Below are 16,949 nucleotides of genomic sequence, written 5' to 3' on the forward strand. Positions count from 1 at the left end.
GCTACGGCCGGGGGGCGGGCCATCCGCGTGCCCGGGCCCGGCTCAGCCGAACGACGCCCGCTCCAGCCAGAAGTCCAGCAGTTCCCGTTCCCCCAGCACCTCCAGGTCCGGGCCGTCCGGCGGAAGGCGGCGGTAGAAGGCGAGCAGCACGGAGGTGAGCGGGCCGCGCAGCGCGACCGCCGCCTTCTCATGGCCGCGCCGCCAGACCACGCCGTCCTCGGCCAGCTCGATCAGCCACTCGGCGTTCAGCTCCGGATCGGCGTCGGTGGCGTGCAGGTGCAGGGTGCGGCCGGTGCCGCGCAGTTCGCCCGCCGGGTCGTCCGGCACGGCCCGCTGCACGAACTGCACGAGTTCCAGCCACTCGTCGACGGCGTCGGCCGCCACCTCGGGCGCCACGTCGTAGGGCAGCCCGGCGGCGAGCGTCGCGTCGGCACGGTGCACGGTGATCTCGTGGGTCATCCGGCGCGCCCAGAAACCGGCGTCGTTGACCCCGGACCAGGCCCACACCTTGGCGTCCGGCCCGGCCTCGCGCAGCGCGGCGACGACCGCCTCCCCGCTCTCCGCCAGCCAGGCGTCCAGCGCGGCCGCGTCCCCGGTGGTCTGCGGTCCGGCACCGCCCGGCACCCCGCTCGGCTCGATCTCCGCCTCGGCGCGGGTGCGCACCAGCAGCTCCACCCAGCGCAGCGCGCCGCCCGTGTGCCGCACCAGCTGCTCGAGGGACCAGTCGGGGCAGGTCGGCACGGTCGCGGAGAGATCGGCGCCGGAGGTCACCACGGCCCTCAACTGCCGCACTTGATGGGCTATTTCATCACAATAACGGTCATGCTCGAGTCGGCTCATGGGCCGAGCCTATGAGCCGCCCGCTCAGTCCAGCACCACGATTTCGGCCGCGTCGAACTCCACGCCGACCACATCGCCGACCTCGGGCGCCGACCGCAGCGCGCAGGCGGCCTCCAGGCGCGGGGCGTCCTCGGGCTGGAGGCGCACGGCGACATGGGTGCCCTTGAAGGTACGGGCGGCGACCGTGCAGCGCAGCCCGGCGTCGGCCGCCACCAGCCGGACCCCGGCGGGCCGCACGAGCAGCGAGCGCGCGCCCTGCGCGGCACCCTCGGGGACCGGCAGCTTGCCCCAGGGCGTGGCGGCGGCCTGCCCGGCGACGGTCGCGTCGACCACGTTGTCGAAGCCGAGGAACCGGGCGACGAAGGCGTCCGCCGGCCGCTGCCACACCTGAAGCGGCGTCCCGGCCTGGGCGATCCGCCCGTCCCGCATCACCACGACCCGGTCGGCGAGCGCGAACGCCTCCCCCTGGTCGTGGGTGACGGCGAGCACGGTGGTGCCCAACCGCCCGAACAGCTCCCTCAGTTCGACGACCAGCCGCTCCCGCAGCGAGCGGTCGAGCTGGCCCAGCGGCTCGTCCAGCATCAGCAGCCGCGGCCGGGGCGCGAGCGCGCGGGCCAGCGCGACCCGCTGCTGCTCGCCGCCGGAGAGCGCGGCCACGGCCCGCCGCCCGGCCCCGGGCAGCCCGACCAGCTCCAGCAACTCCTCGACCCGCTCGGCCCGTTCCCGCCGGGGCAGGCCGTGCATACGCGGCCCGAACGCCACGTTCCCGGCCACATCGCGCTGCGGGAACAGCTGATGGTCCTGGAACATCAGCCCGACGCCCCGCCGGTGGGCGGGCACACCCGCCTGGTCGCGGCCGTCGAGCAGCACCCGCCCGGCATCCAGCGGCTGGAGTCCGGCCACCACCCGCAGCAGCGTGGACTTCCCGCTGCCGCTCGGCCCGAGGACGCACACCACCTCGTGCTCGGCGACCTCCAGATCGACGCCGTCCAGCACGGGCCGCCCGCCGAACCGCACGGTGGCCCCCCGAAGACCCAGAAGCATCTAGAACTCCCCCGTCCGGTCGGTCCGCAGCCGCTCGAGGACCAGCAGCGCCACCGCGCACACCACCATCAGAATCGTCGACAGGGCCATCGCCTGCCCGTAGTTGAGGTCGCCGGGCCGCCCCAGCAGCCGGGCCACGGCGACCGGCAGCGTGGGGTTGTCGGGCCGCGCGATGAACACGGTCGCCCCGAACTCGCCCAGCGACACGGCGAACGCGAACCCGGCCGCGACCAGCAGCGCCCGCCGCACCATCGGCAGATCGACCTCCCGCCACACCCGCCACGGCGACGCCCCGAGCACCGCCGCCGCCTCCCGCAGCCGTACGTCCACCGCGCGCAGCACGGGCAGCATGGTCCGGATCACGAAGGGCACCCCGACCAGCGCCTGCGCCAGCGGAACCAGGATCCAGGAGGCGCGCAGATCCAGCGGCGGCTCGTCCAGCGCGATCAGGAAGCCGAAGCCGACGGTCACCGCGGAGACACCCAGCGGCAGCATGAGCAGCGCGTCGAACCCGCGCACGAACCGCCCGGCGTCCCGCCGGGTGAGGGCCGCGGCGGCGAGGGCGCCGATGACGACGGCGATGGCGGTGGCCGCCAGGGCGTACTCCAGCGAGTTGCCGATCGCCTCGATGGGCGGGACCAGGAAGGTGCCGCCGTCCGCGCGGGTCAGCGCGTCGTAGTAGGCGAACCCGGGCGCGTCGAGCGAGCGCTGCACTAGCACCGCCAGGGGCAGCAGAAGCAGGACGGCGACGGTGCAGAGCACTCCGGCGAGCAGCGCCCACTGGCCGGCCCCGCGCGGCCGGCGCGCGGTCACCGCCGCGTCCACCAGGCGCAGCGCGGCCTCCCGCCGCCGTACCGTCCAGGTGTGCACGGCGAGGATCGCGCCCACCGCCGCGAACTGGATCAGGGTGAGCACGGCGGCCGTGGACAGGTCGAAGATCTCCGAGGTCTGCCGGTAGATCTCGACCTCCAGCGTGGAGAACCGCGGCCCGCCGAGGATCTGCACCACGCCGAAGGAGGTGAAGGTGAACAGGAACACCATCAGCGCGGCGGCGGCCACGGCGGGCGCGAGCGCGGGCAGGGTGACCTGCCGCCAGGCCCGGAAGGGCGACGCGCCGAGCATGCGCGCGGCCTCCTCCTGCCGGGGGTCGAGCTGCGCCCACAGCCCGCCGACCGTGCGGACGACGACCGCGTAGTTGAAGAAGACATGCGCGAGCAGGATCGCCCACACCGTGGTGTCCAGCCGTACGCCCCACAGCTCGTCCAGCAGCCCGCCGCGCCCCAGCAGGGCCAGGAACGCGGTGCCGGCCACGACTGTGGGCAGCACGAACGGGACGGTCACCACCGCCCGCAGCAGCTGCTTGCCGGGGAACGCGAAACGACCGAAGACGTACGCGGCGGGGAGCGCGAGCAGCAGGGTCAGACCGGTCGAGGCGAGCGCCTGCCAGGTGGTGAACCACAGGACGTGCCGGATGTCGGGCTGGGCGAGCACGTCCCACAGCCGGCCGAACCGCCAGGCCCCGTCCGCGTTCAGACCGCGGGCGACGATCGCGGCGACGGGCCAGGCGAAGAAGGCGGCGAAGAACGCGACGGGCAGGGCCATCAGGCCCAGCCGCGCCGCGGCTCCCTTCCCGCGCCCCCTGCGGCGGGCTACTTCAGTACGAGCGAGGTCCACGACTTGACCCAGTCGTCCCGGTTGGCGGCGATCTTCGCCGGATCCATGGTCTCGGGGTCCTCAGCCTGCGGGCCGTACTTCACGAACTCCTCGGGGACCTGGGCGGCCTCGCTCACCGGGTAGACGAACATGTTGAGCGGCATGTCGTCCTGGAAGGTCTTGGTCAGCATGAAGTCGAGGAGCGCCTTGCCGCCCGCGGGGTTCTTGGCGTTGCTCAGCAGGCCCGCGTACTCGACCTGCCGGAAGCAGGTGCCCTCGGCGACACCGGTCGGGGCGGTCTTCGGCTTCGGGTCGGCGTAGATCACCTCGGCGGGCGGGGAGGAGGCGTACGACACCACCAGCGGCCGGTCGGCGCCCGCCTTCCTGCCGCCCGCGGAGCCGGAGAACTCCTCGTTGTAGGCCTGCTCCCAGCCGTCGACGACCTTCACACCGTTGGCCTTCAGCTTCTTCCAGTAGTCCGTCCAGCCTCCCCCGTTCTCGGCTTCGCTCGAGCGGGAGGTGCCCCCGTCGCCGTAGTGCGCGGCGGTGCCGAGCAGGAAGCCGAGGCCGGGCGAGGAGGTGGCCGGGTTCTCGGTGACCAGGAGGTTCTTGTACTCCGGCTTGATCAGGTCGTCGAAGGAGTCCGGCGGGGTCAGCTTGTGCTCGCTGAAGTACGCCTTGTCGTAGTTGACGCAGATGTCGCCGGTGTCGACGGGCGTGACCCGGTGCTTGTCCTGGTCGGCGCGGTACTCGGGAAGCACCAGGTCGGAGCCCTTCGGCTCGTACGCCTGGAAGAGGCCGTTGTCGAGGGCGCGGGACAGCAGGGTGTTGTCGACCCCGAAGAAGACGTCGCCCTGCGGGTTGTCCTTGGTCAGGATCGCCTTGTTGACGGCCTGCCCGGCATCGCCGTCCTCCAGGACCCTGACCTTGTAGCCGGACTGCTTCTCGAAGGCGGCGAGGACGTCCTTCGAGACGGCCCACGAGTTGTGGCTGACGAGCGTCACGGTCCTGGAGTCGCCGCCGGACGCCTGGTCGCCGTCGGACGAGCCGCACGCGGACAGCGTGACCAGACCCAGCCCGACCGCCACGATCGTGGCCTTCTTGGTGATGCTCACTGATTCCTCCTGGGGTGACCAGGAAGAGACGCGGCCCTGCCCGGGATCTTCCGGAGGAATCCGGGGGCTCCCGGGCAGGGCGCAACAGCTCGAGTGATGACCGATCTCCCTACCCAGAATGACCTGGGCCAGGTTCGGAGGGTCTGCGGCCGGATGCCGCACTCTCAGCGCTGTGGCGCTCCCCTGTCGGAATATGCAGATGTTCGGATGATGGAGTTGTCCTGACGGCGGTCAGACTACCTCTCGGTGGCGGCGAGCTGACCACACGCCCCGTCGATCTCCTGACCACGGGTGTCCCGGATCGTCACCGGCACACCATGCGCGGCGATGGCCTCGACGAACGCCTTCTCGTCCTCGGGCCGGGAGGCGGTCCACTTCGACCCCGGCGTCGGGTTCAGCGGGATCAGATTGACGTGTACGGGCCTGCCCTTGAGCAGCCGGCCCAGCCGGTCACCGCGCCAGGCCTGGTCGTTGATGTCCCGGATCAGCGCGTACTCGATGGACAGCCGGCGCCCGGACTTCTCGACGTAGTCGAACCCGGCGTCCAGGACCTCGCGCACCTTCCACCGGGTGTTCACCGGCACGAGGGTGTCGCGCAGCTCGTCGTCGGGCGCGTGCAGCGAGATCGCCAGCCGGCACTTGAAGCCCTCGTCGGCGAACCGGTGGATCGCCGGGACCAGTCCGACCGTCGACACGGTGATACCGCGCTGGGACAGGCCCAGCCCGTCGGGGGCGGGGTCGGTGAGGGCGCGGATGGCGCCGACGACCCGCTTGTAGTTGGCGAGCGGCTCGCCCATCCCCATGAAGACGATGTTCGACAGCCGCGCAGGACCGCCGGGCACCTCGCCGTCACGCAGCGCCCGCATCCCGTCCACGATCTGGTGGACGATCTCGGCGGTCGACAGGTTCCGGTCCAGGCCCGCCTGCCCCGTCGCGCAGAACGGGCAGTTCATCCCGCACCCGGCCTGCGAGCTGATGCACATGGTCACCCGGTCCGGGTAGCGCATCAGCACCGACTCCACGAGGGTGCCGTCGAACAGCCGCCACAGCGTCTTGCGGGTGGCGCCCTCGTCGGTCGACAGATGCCGTACGACCGTCATCAACTCGGGGAACAGCGCCTCGCGCAGCTTCTCGCGGGCACCGGCGGGGATGTCGGTCCACTGCTCCGGGTCGTGCGCGTACCGCGCGAAGTAGTGCTGCGAGAGCTGCTTGGCACGGAACGGCTTCTCACCGGTCTCGGCGACGGCGTCCTTCCGCTCCGCGGGCGTGAGATCGGCAAGGTGCCGCGGCGGCTTCTTGGCTCCGCGCGGGGCGACGAAGGTGAGCTCACCGGGAACTGGGCGTGCCACGGTCGGACGACTCCTCATGACGGGCGGGGCCTGGCACCCCCGCGCGGGCGGGGACCACGGCAGAACGGTGCCGGAGCCAGGAGACCTCTCGGGACGACCCCGCGGCGAGGCGGGAGCGACGGAAGGGCCCGCGGCCGGGCCACGAGCTCTTCCAGGGTACCTGCTCGCCGTCAAGCCCGGCCGGGACCGAAGCGGTGCCCCGTGGCCGGCTGCGCCGCGCCGCTCTCCGGGCGGTCCTTCAGCGTCCGCTCGTTCAGCGGCATCCCCTCACGGACCATCGGGCGGACCATCGGGCGGGCCACGAGGGGCACCGCGAGGGCACCGGCACCTTGCCGATGCCGTGGCTCTCGAAGTCCAGCTCCGGGGCGACCCGGGAGCGGCGGCCCTCGTCCAGCGGTTCGCCTCGCCGCGCAGGAGCCCGCGGACGGGGCCCGTCGACGCCGCGCATCGACCGGCCGGCGATCATGGTGGCCGCTGTGCGCGACCCCCCACACTGCGTACACCGGCATCGACCCACCGTCCCGGACCGGTGGCCACGGCGGGGAAACGCGAAACCCCCGCCCGGAGCGGGGCGGGGGCTCTCGTCTGCCGGTACCGGCCGGTCAGCCGCTGCCGACGAAGACCACCAGCAGCAGCCACACCACCGGAGCGGTCGGCAGCAGCGAGTCGAGACGGTCCATGATCCCACCGTGTCCCGGCAGCAGGGTGCCCATGTCCTTGATCCCGAGGTCCCGCTTGATCATGGACTCGCCGAGGTCGCCCAGCGTGGCGCTGGCCGCGACCGCGAGCCCCAGCAGCAGCCCATGCCACCAGGCCCCGCCGTCCACCAGGAACTGCATGCACAGCGCGCCCACCGCCATCGCGAACGCCACCGCGCCCGCCAGGCCCTCGCGGGTCTTGCCGGGGCTGATCCGCGGCGCCAGCTTGTGCTTGCCGAACCGCCAGCCGACGGCGTACGCCCCGGTGTCGCTGACGACGGTCAGCAGCAGGAACGTCAGCACGCGCCACGGCCCGTCCCCGGCCTTCAGCATCATCGCGACGAAGGTGGCCAGGAACGGCACGTAGAACGCGGCGAAGACACCGGCCGTGACGTCCTTCAGATAACCCTCCGGCGGCTCCGTCATCCGCCAGACCAGCACCGCCAGCGCGGTGAGCGCCATCGCCACCCACGCGCCCTCGGCGCCCCGGGCGTACCCGGCGACCACCATCGCCGCACCGCCGACCGCGAGCGGCACCAGCGGAGCGCGGATGCCCTTGCGCTCCTCCAGCCGCTTCGTCAGCTCCCACAGACCGACCACCACGGCGACCGCGATCACTCCGACGAACACGGCCTTGACGACGAACAGCGACGCGACGATCACCGCGCCGAGCCCGACACCGACCCCTATCGCGGCACCGAGGTCCCGGCCCGCGCTCTTCTTCTGCGGTGCGGGGGCCGGCTGCGGGGAGTCGGGCATGGGATCCGGATTCTGCGGCGCTCCGTAGGAGGGCACCGGCGTGTTGTCGTGGTGGAACGGCTCGGCCCGGAACAGCGGGCCGCTCAGCCGAGCGGCCCCCCGGTCGTCATCCTGGTTTCCGCCGTATGCGGATCCGTCGGACACGATGGGCATGGGCCGAGTCTGCTGCGCGTCCCGCGCATCGTACGCGGGACCCGCCGGGGCGGCGCCCTGGACAGGCCCGGGGACATGCCCCTGGTCGGACGGCCCCCAGTACCCGGCCTGCGGCGCCCCCCAGGAAGAGTCGTTCATCAGACCTCGAGCAGTTCGGCTTCCTTGTGCTTCAGGAGCTCGTCCACCTGGGCGACGTACTTCGCGGTGGTGTCGTCGAGCTCCTTCTCCGCACGCCGGCCCTCGTCCTCGCCGATCTCGCCGTCCTTGATCAGCTTGTCGATGGCGTCCTTGGCCTTGCGGCGCACCGAACGGATCGAGATCTTCGCGTCCTCGCCCTTGCCCTTGGCGACCTTGATGTACTCGCGGCGGCGCTCCTCGGTCAGCTCCGGGAACACCACTCGGATGATGTTGCCGTCGTTGCTCGGGTTGACGCCCAGGTCGGAGTCGCGGATCGCCTGCTCGATGTTGCGCAGCGCGCTCTTGTCGAACGGGGTCACGACGGCCATGCGCGGCTCCGGCACGGAGAACGAGGCCAGCTGGTTGATCGGCGTCGGCGCGCCGTAGTAGTCGGCCACGATCTTGTTGAACATCGCCGGGTGCGCACGGCCGGTGCGGATCGCGGCGAAGTCCTCCTTGGCGACCACGACGGCCTTCTCCATCTTCTCCTCGGCCTCGAGGAGGGTCTCTTCGATCACCACTTGCTCCTGCGTGTCTTGAGTAGGCCCGGCTGCGGTTGACGTCTTGTGGTCGGCGGCCGGCTGCGTCGCGTCTTCTTCCTGCACGGTTCCCGACCGGTGAGACATTGTCCATCCCCCGGCCGGGCTCCGTGGTTCAACCGGTCAGTTCCGGCTGCCCTGGTCACCCACCAGCGTGCCGATCTTCTCACCCTTGACGGCCCGGGCGATATTGCCCTCGGCCAGAAGCTCGAAGACGAGGATCGGCAGCTTGTTGTCACGGCAGAGCGTGACGGCCGTGGCGTCGGCGACCTTCAGATCGCGCGTGATGACCTCGCCGTAGCCGAGCGCGTCGAACTTCACGGCGTCCGGGTTGGTCTTCGGGTCGGAGTCGTAGACCCCGTCCACTCCGTTCTTGCCCATCAGCAGCGCCTCGGCGTCGATCTCCAGGGCGCGCTGGGCGGCGGTGGTGTCGGTGGAGAAGTACGGCATGCCCATACCGGCGCCGAAGATGACCACGCGGCCCTTCTCCAGGTGGCGCACGGCGCGCAGCGGAATGTACGGCTCGGCGACCTGGCCCATGGTGATGGCGGTCTGGACCCGGCTGTCGATGCCCTCCTTCTCCAGGAAGTCCTGGAGGGCGAGGCAGTTCATCACGGTGCCGAGCATGCCCATGTAGTCGGAGCGGGCGCGGTCCATGCCGCGCTGCTGGAGTTCGGCGCCGCGGAAGAAGTTGCCGCCGCCGATGACGACCGCGATCTGCGCTCCGTCACGGACGACGGACGCGATCTCGCGGGCGATCTTGTGCACCACGTCGGGGTCGACGCCCAGGCCCCCGCCACCGGAGAAGGCCTCTCCGGACAGCTTCAGCAGAAACCGGCCGGGCACTTTGCCGTCGTCGCTCTTCTGGGCCTTGGTCGTCATGGGGGATCCGCCTCTTTCACATGTTGCACATACGAAGAAGGCCACTGCCGGTGGGGTGTCGTTCGCATCCCATGCGCGGCAATGGCCTCCTCGTCAGATCTGCTGTCGCCCGCCACGCGCGTGTGCGTGACGGCGTACGCGAAGGATCGCACTCGACCCTATCGGGATCGGGTACCCGTCGCGGTACGGACTCAGATGCCGACCTTGATACGCGCGAAGCGCTTCAGGGTGACACCGGCCTCGTCCAGAACCTTCTGGACGGACTTCTTGTTGTCGAGCGCGTACGGCTGGCCGAGCAGCGTCGCGTCCTTGAAGAAGCCGTTGACACGACCCTCGACGATCTTGGCGATCGCGGCCTCGGGCTTGCCCTCGGCGCGGGTGGTCTCCTCGGCGATACGGCGCTCGGACTCGACGACCTCGGCCGGCACGTCCTCCTTGGAGAGGTACTTCGGCGCGAAGGCGGCGATGTGCTGGGCGACGCCCTTGGCGACCTCGGCGTTCGGCTTGTCCAGCTCGACGAGGACACCGATCTGCGGGGGCAGGTCGGGCATCGTGCGGTGCATGTAGGCGAGCACGAAGCCGTCGGAGTACTGGGCGAAGCGGTCCAGGACGATCTTCTCGCCCAGGTTGGCGTTGGCCTCGTCCACGAACGCCTGGACGGTCTTGCCGGCCTCGATCTCGGAGGCGAGCAGGGCCTCCAGGTCGGCCGGGTTCGTCTTGGCGACGTGCTCGGCGATGGTCTGGGCCACGGCCTGGAACTTCTCGCCCTTGGCGACGAAGTCCGTCTCGCACTTCAGCTCGACCAGGACGCCGGAGGAGTTGTCGTCGGCGATGATGGAGACCACGGCGCCGTTCTCGGCGGAGCGGCCCTCACGCTTGGCGACGCCCTTCTGGCCCTTGATGCGCAGCGCCTCGACGGCCTTCTCGACGTTGCCCTCGGCCTCGTCCAGCGCCTTCTTGCAGTCCATCATGCCGGCGCCCGTGAGCTCACGGAGCTTCTTGACGTCGGCGGCGGTGTAGTTCGCCATGAGTCTGTGAATCTTTCTCGGAGTCTGGAGGATCGGAGATCTGCACGGTCCGCGATACGGGTGACGAACGCGGACACTGCGCTGACCGACGGGTGAACGGCGGGAGCGGACTTGATGGCGCCGGAGGCGCTATCGGGCAGTACCGCTCCCGCCGTCAACGGCTGACGCCGGCGGTCAGGCCTGCTCGCCCTCGGCGGCCGGAGCCTCGGCGGCGTCGGCGGCCGGAGCCTCGACGGCCTCGGCGGCCTCCGCGGCCGGAGCCTCGGCGGCGGGCGCCTCGGCGGCGGCCGGGGCAGCGTCCTCGGTCTCCGCCTTCTTCTCGCCCTCGAGCAGGTCGCGCTCCCACTCGGCCAGCGGCTCGCCCGCGGCCTTCTCGCCCTTCTCACCGGTGGCGACACCGGAACGGGCGATGAGGCCCTCGGCGACGGCGTCGGCGATCACACGGGTGAGCAGGGTGACGGAGCGGATCGCGTCGTCGTTGCCCGGGATCTTGTAGTCGACCTCGTCGGGGTCGCAGTTGGTGTCGAGGATCGCGACGACCGGAATGTTCAGCTTCCGGGCCTCACCAACGGCGATGTGCTCCTTCTTGGTGTCCACGATCCAGACGGCGCTGGGCACCTTCTGCATCTCGCGGATACCACCGAGGGTCTTCTCCAGCTTGGCCTTCTCGCGGGAGAGGACCAGCAGCTCCTTCTTGGTCAGACCGGAGGACGCGACGTCCTCGAAGTCGATCTGCTCCAGCTCCTTCAGGCGCTGCAGACGCTTGTAGACGGTCGAGAAGTTGGTGAGCATGCCGCCCAGCCAGCGCTGGTTGACGTAAGGCATGCCGACGCGGGTGGCCTGCTCGGCGATGGCCTCCTGCGCCTGCTTCTTCGTGCCGACGAACATGACCGTGCCGCCGTGGGCGACGGTCTCCTTGACGAACTCGTAGGCGCGGTCGATGTACGACAGCGACTGGAGCAGGTCGATGATGTAGATGCCGTTGCGCTCGGTGAAGATGAAGCGCTTCATCTTCGGGTTCCAGCGACGGGTCTGGTGACCGAAGTGGACGCCGCTCTCCAGCAGCTCCCGCATCGTGACGACGGCCATGGCCGTATCTCCTTGAATTTCTCGGTTGTGCCGCGGATGCCGGACGGCTCCCGCGCCTGACGCCCGCAGTGCGCCGTTGCCACGAAGGACCGAGGGGCGCTGACTCCGAGGTTCCGGACGAGGCCGGCACCCGGTGTCGGGGCGTGCGAAGTCGACCCGGTGACCCGGATCGCCATCAGAAGTGTACGGGACGGCCGGAGCCCCGGATGACGCCGCTGTCCACAACCGGGGAGTAGTCCACAGGCCCGGACCGTGATCGGCGGGCCTGCGGGACGGTTGGCGCCATGCGAGCGAAGCGATACGCGCACCTGGGTCCGGTGGGGGCGCTGCTGCTGGGGCTGCTCCTGGCGGCGGGCCCGTCGGCGCCCCAGGCGGACGGCGCCCCGTCCCCGGCCCCCATGGCCCCGCCCGTCCCCTCGGTGGGCCGGTCATGGCCGCTCCCCGGCCGTCCGGCGATCCTCCGCGCCTGGGATCCGCCCCCCACCCCCTACGCCCGGGGCCACCGGGGCGTGGACCTCGCGGCCCGGCCGTCCGCCCCGGTTCTGGCGGTGGCCGCCGGCCGGGTGGCGTTCGCGGGCCGGGTGGCGGGCAGGGGCGTGGTCTCCGTCGACCTGGCGGGCACCAGTGAGCCCCCGCTCCGCACGACCTACGAGCCGGTCCGCGCGTCCGTACGCGAGGGCGACGAGGTGGCGGCGGGCGAGATCCTGGGCACGGTGGAACCGACGGGCTCGCACTGCCCGGTCACCTGCGTCCACTGGGGCCTGCGCAGGGGCAAGGCGTACCTGGACCCCCTGTCGCTCATGCCCCCCTGGCTGCTGAACGGTGGACCCTCGGTCCTCCTGCCGGTGCTGGGGGTCCCACTGCCGTCATAGCGCGGGCATGCGTGCCGCCCGGGGCGGCACGGGTGGGCGCGGCAGCACTCCGCGACGCCGGATGTCCGCACCCCAGCCCCGGCCGGCCCCGGAGCCGTGCACAGCATGAGCCGGGCGCAGCACGCCCCAGGCACAGCACGACCCAGGCACAGCACGACCCGGGCGCAGCACGACCCGGGCGCAGCACGCTCCAGGCACAGCACGACCCAGGCGCAGCGCGGCTTCAGCCCCCGAGAACGCCTCGCAGAGCCATCCTCACCGCCGCGTCGGCGACCGCCCCCGGCTCCTCGACCCCCAGCTCGATCCGCCGTACAGCCGCGTCCACCACCCCTTGCAGCATCATCGCCGCCAGCCGAGGCTCCGCGTGCCCCATCTCCCCCAGCACGTCCACGATCATCGCGACGAGCGCCCCGTGCGCCGCCCGGATCTTTTCCCGCGCCCCCGCGTCCAGCTCACTGGCCGAGATCGCCACCACGGCCCGGTGCCGCCGGTCCCCGACCAGCGCCAGCTGCCGCCGTACATAAGCCTCGGCCTTTGCCTCCGGCCCCTCCGCCGCGGCCATCGCCGCTTCGACCTCCGCCGCCCATACGGGGAAGTCGGCCTCGCACAGCGCCTCGACCACCGCGGCCCGCGACCGGAAGTACTCGTACACGGAAGAGCGCGCCAGCCCCGTTCGCTCGGCGAGGGCCGGGAAGGTCAGCGCCTCCGTCCCGCCCTCGGACAACAGGGACCGCGCCGCGTCCAGCAGGGCGGCTCGCTGCATCGACCGGTGCTCGGCCACGGAGGCCGCTCGAATCCTTGGCACACACTCACTTTACGGACCGGCCACCCCGGACGGGAGTGACCCGGCGTCACCGCCGGCTCAGCGACCGAAACCGGCCAGCTTCGCCCGCAGCTGGAGCACGGACTTGGTGTGGATCTGGCTGACCCGGCTCTCGGTCACCCCGAGCACGTTCCCGATCTCCGCGAGCGTCAGCCCCTCGTAGTAGTAGAGCGTGACGACGGTCTTCTCCCGCTCCGGCAGCGTGTTGATCGCCCGCGCCAGGAACCGCCGCAGCTCCCGGTCCTCGGCCACCTCGACGGGATTGTCCGCCGCGGTGTCCTCCAGCGTGTCCATGACGCTGAGCCCGTCCCCGCTCTCGCTCCCGACGTGCAGCAGCTCCTCCAGGGCCACCACGTTGGCCAGGGACAACTGACTGAAGACGGCGTGGAGTTCGTCCACGGCGATGCCCAGCTCCGCGGCCACCTCGCCCTCGCTCGGGGTGCGCCGCAGCCGTGCCTCCAGCGTGGCGTAGGCCCGCTCCACATTGCGCGCCTTCTGCCGGACGGAGCGCGGGATCCAGTCCAGCGCGCGCAGTTCGTCGATCATCGCGCCGCGGATCCGGGTGATGGCGTAGGTCTCGAACTTGATCTCCCGGTCGATGTCGAACTTCTCGATCGCGTCGATGAGCCCGAAGACCCCGGAGGACACGAAATCGGCCTGCTCCACATTGGGCGGCAGCCCGACGCTCACCCGCCCCGCCACGTACTTGACGAGCGGCGAGTAGTGCAGAATCAGCTGCTCGCGCAGCCGGTCGTCACCCGTGGCCTTGTACGACCGCCAGAGCTCGTCGAGCGTCGAGGGAGCGGGCGGCCGCACGCTGCCACCGTCGCGGGCGGCGGAGGGGACCGCCGCCCGGTCGGACCCGGAGGTGTGCTGGGGCATTCGTCGCCTTGTGCCGTTCTGCCGTGAAGGGTGGTACGTGGGTGAGCTGTCGCTCTGGAGTGGAGTTGCCGGTCTGTGCCGGGATCCTCGTGAGCGTAGCGTGACTGAGCTGTCGCGGTGCGCGAACATCGGAGCACACCGGGGGCGCAGATACGTTCCGCTACGCGCCCTACCGGGTCATGCCGTCGCTGTCCGTGACCGCCACGTTCCGCCAACTCCGTGATTTCCCAAGGCCGTAGGGGTTCCCCCGGACGGCCGAACACGCTGGGTCAGCACGGGCCCCGATCGTGCCGAACGGAGAGCACCGCCTGGCGTGTCAACTTCCAGCCATCGCCGTGTCGTTCGACGTATCCAAGTGCTCGAAGCTCGTACAGCCTCGCGACCACGTCGTCCTCCGTGGTCTGCGCGCCTCGGGCGATCTCCGCGGGCCGGGCCGCGCCCCGCCCGGGCAGCGCGGCCAGCACCCGCCGGGCGCCCGGCGCGAGCAGGTCCCTGGGGAGCACCGGGCCGCGCCGGACCGGGGCCAGCTCGCCGATCTCGCCGACCAGCTCCACGACCTCCGCCGCGTCGGTGACCAGCACCGCCTCGCCGCGCAGCAGCTCGTGCACCCCCGCCGACAGGCCGCTGGTGGCCGGTCCGGGCACGCCCATGGTGTGTCTGCCGAGCCGCTGGGCGGCCCGCGCGGTGACGAGCGAGCCGCTGCGGTGGGCGGCCTCGACGACCACGGTGCCGCGGGTGAGCGCGGCGATCACCCGGTTGCGGAGCACGAATCTGCTGGGGCTCGGATGGTCCCCGGGTGGCAGTTCGCCGAGGACCAGTCCCTGTTCGGCGATTCTGGTGATCAGCTCGGTGTGGCCGGGCGGATAGGGCCGGTCGACCCCGCAGGCCAGGACGGCGATGGTGGCGCCGCCCGCGCCGAGGGCGCCCCGGTGGGCGGCGCCGTCGACCCCGTAGGCACCGCCGGAGACCACCACCCAGCCGCGCTCGGCGAGCCCCGCTGCGAGGTCGGCGGCCATGTGGGCACCGTACTCGGTGCAGGCCCGCGCGCCCACGACGGCGACGGACCGCAGCGCCCACATCCGCAGGCTGGCCCGCCCGCGCACCCACAGGCCCAGCGGCCGGGCGTCCCCGAGATCGTCGAGCTGCCGGGGCCACTCGCCGTCGCCCGGTCCGAGGAACCGCACTCCGGCCGCCCGCGCGACGCCGAGGTCCCGCTCGGGCTCGGCCCGCAGCGCCCGGGCCCGCAGCCCGTCCCACCGCCGCCCGCTCACCCCGGGCAGCGGCCTCCCGGCGCCCTTCAGCCGCCGCACCACCTCCCCGACGCCCAGTTCCCGCACCCACCGCCCGGCGATCTCGTCGCCGGGCTCGACGACCCGGGTCAGGAGGACACGGTGCAGCAGGTCCGCATCGGCGCCGCCGCTCATGTCAGCGCCCCGATCGCCATCGGCACCCCGCGCGGGACACCCGTGCGCAACTGGAGGGCGAGGGCGACGTCGGTCGCGTCCGGCCGGTCGTGGCCCACCAGGTCCGCGACGGTCCAGGCGACCCGCAGGACCCGGTCGAGACCGCGGGCGGTCAGCGCCCCGCGCTCCAGATGGCGTTCCGCCTCGTCCATGGCGCCGCTCACCGCGTGCCAGCGGCTGCGCAGCTCCCGCCCGGGCACCTCGCTGTTCGTCCGCCACGGGGTGCCCGCCAGACGGGCCGCCGCCCTCTCCCGGGCAGCGCGCACCCGGTCGGCGACCGTCGCGGTGGACTCGCCGCGGGCGGCGAGGCCGGTCAGCTCGGCGCGGGAGACCCGGGCCACCTCCACCCGCAGGTCGACCCGGTCGAGGAGCGGCCCGGAGAGCCTGGCCTGATAGCGGCGGACCGCGGACGGCGGGCACTCGCAGAGGTCGCCCGCCACCGAGAAGCGTCCGCACGGGCACGGGTTCGCCGCGAGCACCATCAGGAACCTCGCCGGGAACCGCACCACCCCGGCGCTGCGTGCGATCACGACATGGCCCGACTCCAGGGGCTGCCGCAGCGCGTCCAGGGCCTGGCTGCGGAACTCGGGGACCTCGTCCAGAAAGAGCACGCCCCGGTGGGAGAGCGAGACGGCGCCGGGCCGTGCGACGCCGGCACCGCCGCCGACGAGCGCCTGCATGGTGGCCGAGTGGTGCGGGGCGCAGTAGGGGGCGACGTCGACCAGGGGCTTGCCCGGGGGCAGCAGGCCCGCCACCGAGTGCACGGCCGTCACCTCCAGCGACTCCTCCAGGCAGAGCGGGGGCAGGATGCCGGGCAGCCGCTCCGCCAGCATCGTCTTGCCGGCGCCGGGCGGCCCTTCCAGGAACAGATGGTGTCCGCCGGCTGCCGCGACCTCCACCGCCGTGCGGGCCGAGACCTGGCCCACGACGTCGGCGAGGTCATAGCCGTGGTCCTGCTGGGCGGCGCCCATGCTGTGCATGCCGGTGGCGGCTCCGGTGCCGGGCACGCGCAGTCCGGCGAACAGCGGGTCCGGGCGGCCCGGCTCGTCCTTGTCCTCGTCCGGCACCGGTTCGTCCGCCAGGACGGCGATCAGCTGGCGCAGACTGCGCACGCCGAGCACCGACACGCCGGGGACGAGGGTGGCCTCGGCGGCCGCGCACTCCGGCACGACCACCTGTTCGTATCCGGCGTCGGCCGCGGCCAGCACGGCGGGCAGGATGCCGCGCACCGGGCGTACCCGGCCGTCCAGCCCCAGCTCACCGATCATCACGATGTCGGCGAGCACACGCGGGTCGATGCGTTCGCAGGCCCCGAGCACGGCGCACGCGACAGCGAGATCGAAACCGCTGCCGGCTTTGGGCACCGAGGCCGGGCTGAGCCCCACCGTGAGCTTCTTCTGCGGCCACTCGCCCCCGGAGTTCACCACCGCGGCCCGGACCCGGTCGCGGCTCTCCGTGAGGCTCTTGTCCGGCAGCCCGACCAGGGTGAACGCGGCGACGCCCGGCTCCAGGTCGGCCTGGACCTCCACGACGACGCCCTCGACGCCCACGAGGGCCACGGAGCAGGTGCGCGCGAATCCCAT

General features: G+C 72.2%; 15 protein-coding genes and 1 riboswitch. Of the genes, 1 reads left to right on the plus strand and 14 read right to left on the minus strand.

Annotation, left to right across the window (positions count from 1 at the left end):
* Positions 1-42: 42 nt before the first annotated feature.
* From VE614_RS29380 to rpsB, 10 genes are all read right to left on the minus strand, one after another.
* Complete coding sequence (locus tag VE614_RS29380; protein WP_324943841.1) at positions 43-840, minus strand: maleylpyruvate isomerase family mycothiol-dependent enzyme; 798 nt, start codon at positions 838-840, stop codon at positions 43-45.
* A gap of 24 nt (positions 841-864) precedes the next feature.
* On the minus strand, positions 865-1,884 hold the full coding sequence (locus VE614_RS29385) for an ABC transporter ATP-binding protein (RefSeq protein WP_324943844.1): 1,020 nt from the start codon (positions 1,882-1,884) through the stop codon (positions 865-867).
* Positions 1,885-3,486: an iron ABC transporter permease gene (locus VE614_RS29390; RefSeq protein ID WP_324943847.1), complete on the minus strand. Its 1,602-nt coding sequence runs from the start codon at positions 3,484-3,486 to the stop codon at positions 1,885-1,887. It lies immediately after the preceding gene.
* Positions 3,487-3,533: 47 nt separating this feature from the next.
* Positions 3,534-4,652 carry a thiamine ABC transporter substrate-binding protein gene (locus tag VE614_RS29395; RefSeq protein ID WP_324943850.1) on the minus strand — a complete coding sequence of 373 codons (1,119 nt, stop codon included), beginning with the start codon at positions 4,650-4,652 and terminating at the stop codon, positions 3,534-3,536.
* A gap of 88 nt (positions 4,653-4,740) precedes the next feature.
* Positions 4,741-4,847, minus strand: a riboswitch (TPP riboswitch).
* A 41-nt stretch (positions 4,848-4,888) separates the two neighbouring features.
* Entirely contained in the window at positions 4,889-6,001 is a 1,113-nt protein-coding gene (gene rlmN, locus VE614_RS29400; protein ID WP_324943853.1) for a 23S rRNA (adenine(2503)-C(2))-methyltransferase RlmN, read from the minus strand.
* A gap of 602 nt (positions 6,002-6,603) precedes the next feature.
* Positions 6,604-7,749, minus strand: coding sequence for a phosphatidate cytidylyltransferase (locus VE614_RS29405; protein ID WP_324943857.1), 1,146 nt, complete (start codon positions 7,747-7,749; stop codon positions 6,604-6,606).
* Positions 7,749-8,306: a ribosome recycling factor gene (frr, locus tag VE614_RS29410; protein ID WP_043506945.1), complete on the minus strand. Its 558-nt coding sequence runs from the start codon at positions 8,304-8,306 to the stop codon at positions 7,749-7,751. The genes VE614_RS29405 and frr overlap by 1 nt, the downstream gene beginning before the upstream one ends.
* A gap of 144 nt (positions 8,307-8,450) precedes the next feature.
* Positions 8,451-9,209, minus strand: a complete 759-nt coding sequence (gene pyrH, locus VE614_RS29415) for a UMP kinase (protein ID WP_324943862.1) — start codon at positions 9,207-9,209, stop codon at positions 8,451-8,453.
* 191 nt (positions 9,210-9,400) lie between these two features.
* On the minus strand, positions 9,401-10,237 hold the full coding sequence (gene tsf, locus VE614_RS29420) for a translation elongation factor Ts (protein ID WP_324943865.1): 837 nt from the start codon (positions 10,235-10,237) through the stop codon (positions 9,401-9,403).
* Positions 10,238-10,411: 174 nt separating this feature from the next.
* Positions 10,412-11,326 carry a 30S ribosomal protein S2 gene (gene rpsB / locus VE614_RS29425; protein ID WP_324943868.1) on the minus strand — a complete coding sequence of 305 codons (915 nt, stop codon included), beginning with the start codon at positions 11,324-11,326 and terminating at the stop codon, positions 10,412-10,414.
* 284 nt (positions 11,327-11,610) lie between these two features.
* Between rpsB and VE614_RS29430 the strand changes: the two genes are divergently transcribed.
* The gene (locus VE614_RS29430) at positions 11,611-12,198 is read left to right on the plus strand and encodes a murein hydrolase activator EnvC family protein (protein ID WP_414719664.1); all 588 of its coding nucleotides are present in this window, start codon (positions 11,611-11,613) and stop codon (positions 12,196-12,198) included.
* A 223-nt stretch (positions 12,199-12,421) separates the two neighbouring features.
* Here the strand turns inward: VE614_RS29430 and VE614_RS29435 are convergent, their stop codons facing one another.
* The 4 genes from VE614_RS29435 to VE614_RS29450 form a co-directional block, all read right to left on the minus strand.
* The gene (locus tag VE614_RS29435; RefSeq protein WP_324943932.1) at positions 12,422-12,979 is read right to left on the minus strand and encodes a helix-turn-helix domain-containing protein; all 558 of its coding nucleotides are present in this window, start codon (positions 12,977-12,979) and stop codon (positions 12,422-12,424) included.
* 81 nt (positions 12,980-13,060) lie between these two features.
* On the minus strand, positions 13,061-13,903 hold the full coding sequence (gene whiG / locus VE614_RS29440; protein ID WP_324943870.1) for an RNA polymerase sigma factor WhiG: 843 nt from the start codon (positions 13,901-13,903) through the stop codon (positions 13,061-13,063).
* A 269-nt stretch (positions 13,904-14,172) separates the two neighbouring features.
* Positions 14,173-15,327 (minus strand): DNA-processing protein DprA, encoded by a 1,155-nt coding sequence (gene dprA, locus VE614_RS29445; RefSeq protein ID WP_324943873.1) that lies wholly within the window; start codon positions 15,325-15,327, stop codon positions 14,173-14,175.
* Positions 15,324-16,949 carry a YifB family Mg chelatase-like AAA ATPase gene (locus VE614_RS29450; protein WP_324943875.1) on the minus strand — a complete coding sequence of 542 codons (1,626 nt, stop codon included), beginning with the start codon at positions 16,947-16,949 and terminating at the stop codon, positions 15,324-15,326. The genes dprA and VE614_RS29450 overlap by 4 nt, the downstream gene beginning before the upstream one ends.

The organism is Streptomyces sp. (assembly GCF_035645055.1).
GTDB lineage: Bacteria > Actinomycetota > Actinomycetes > Streptomycetales > Streptomycetaceae > Streptomyces.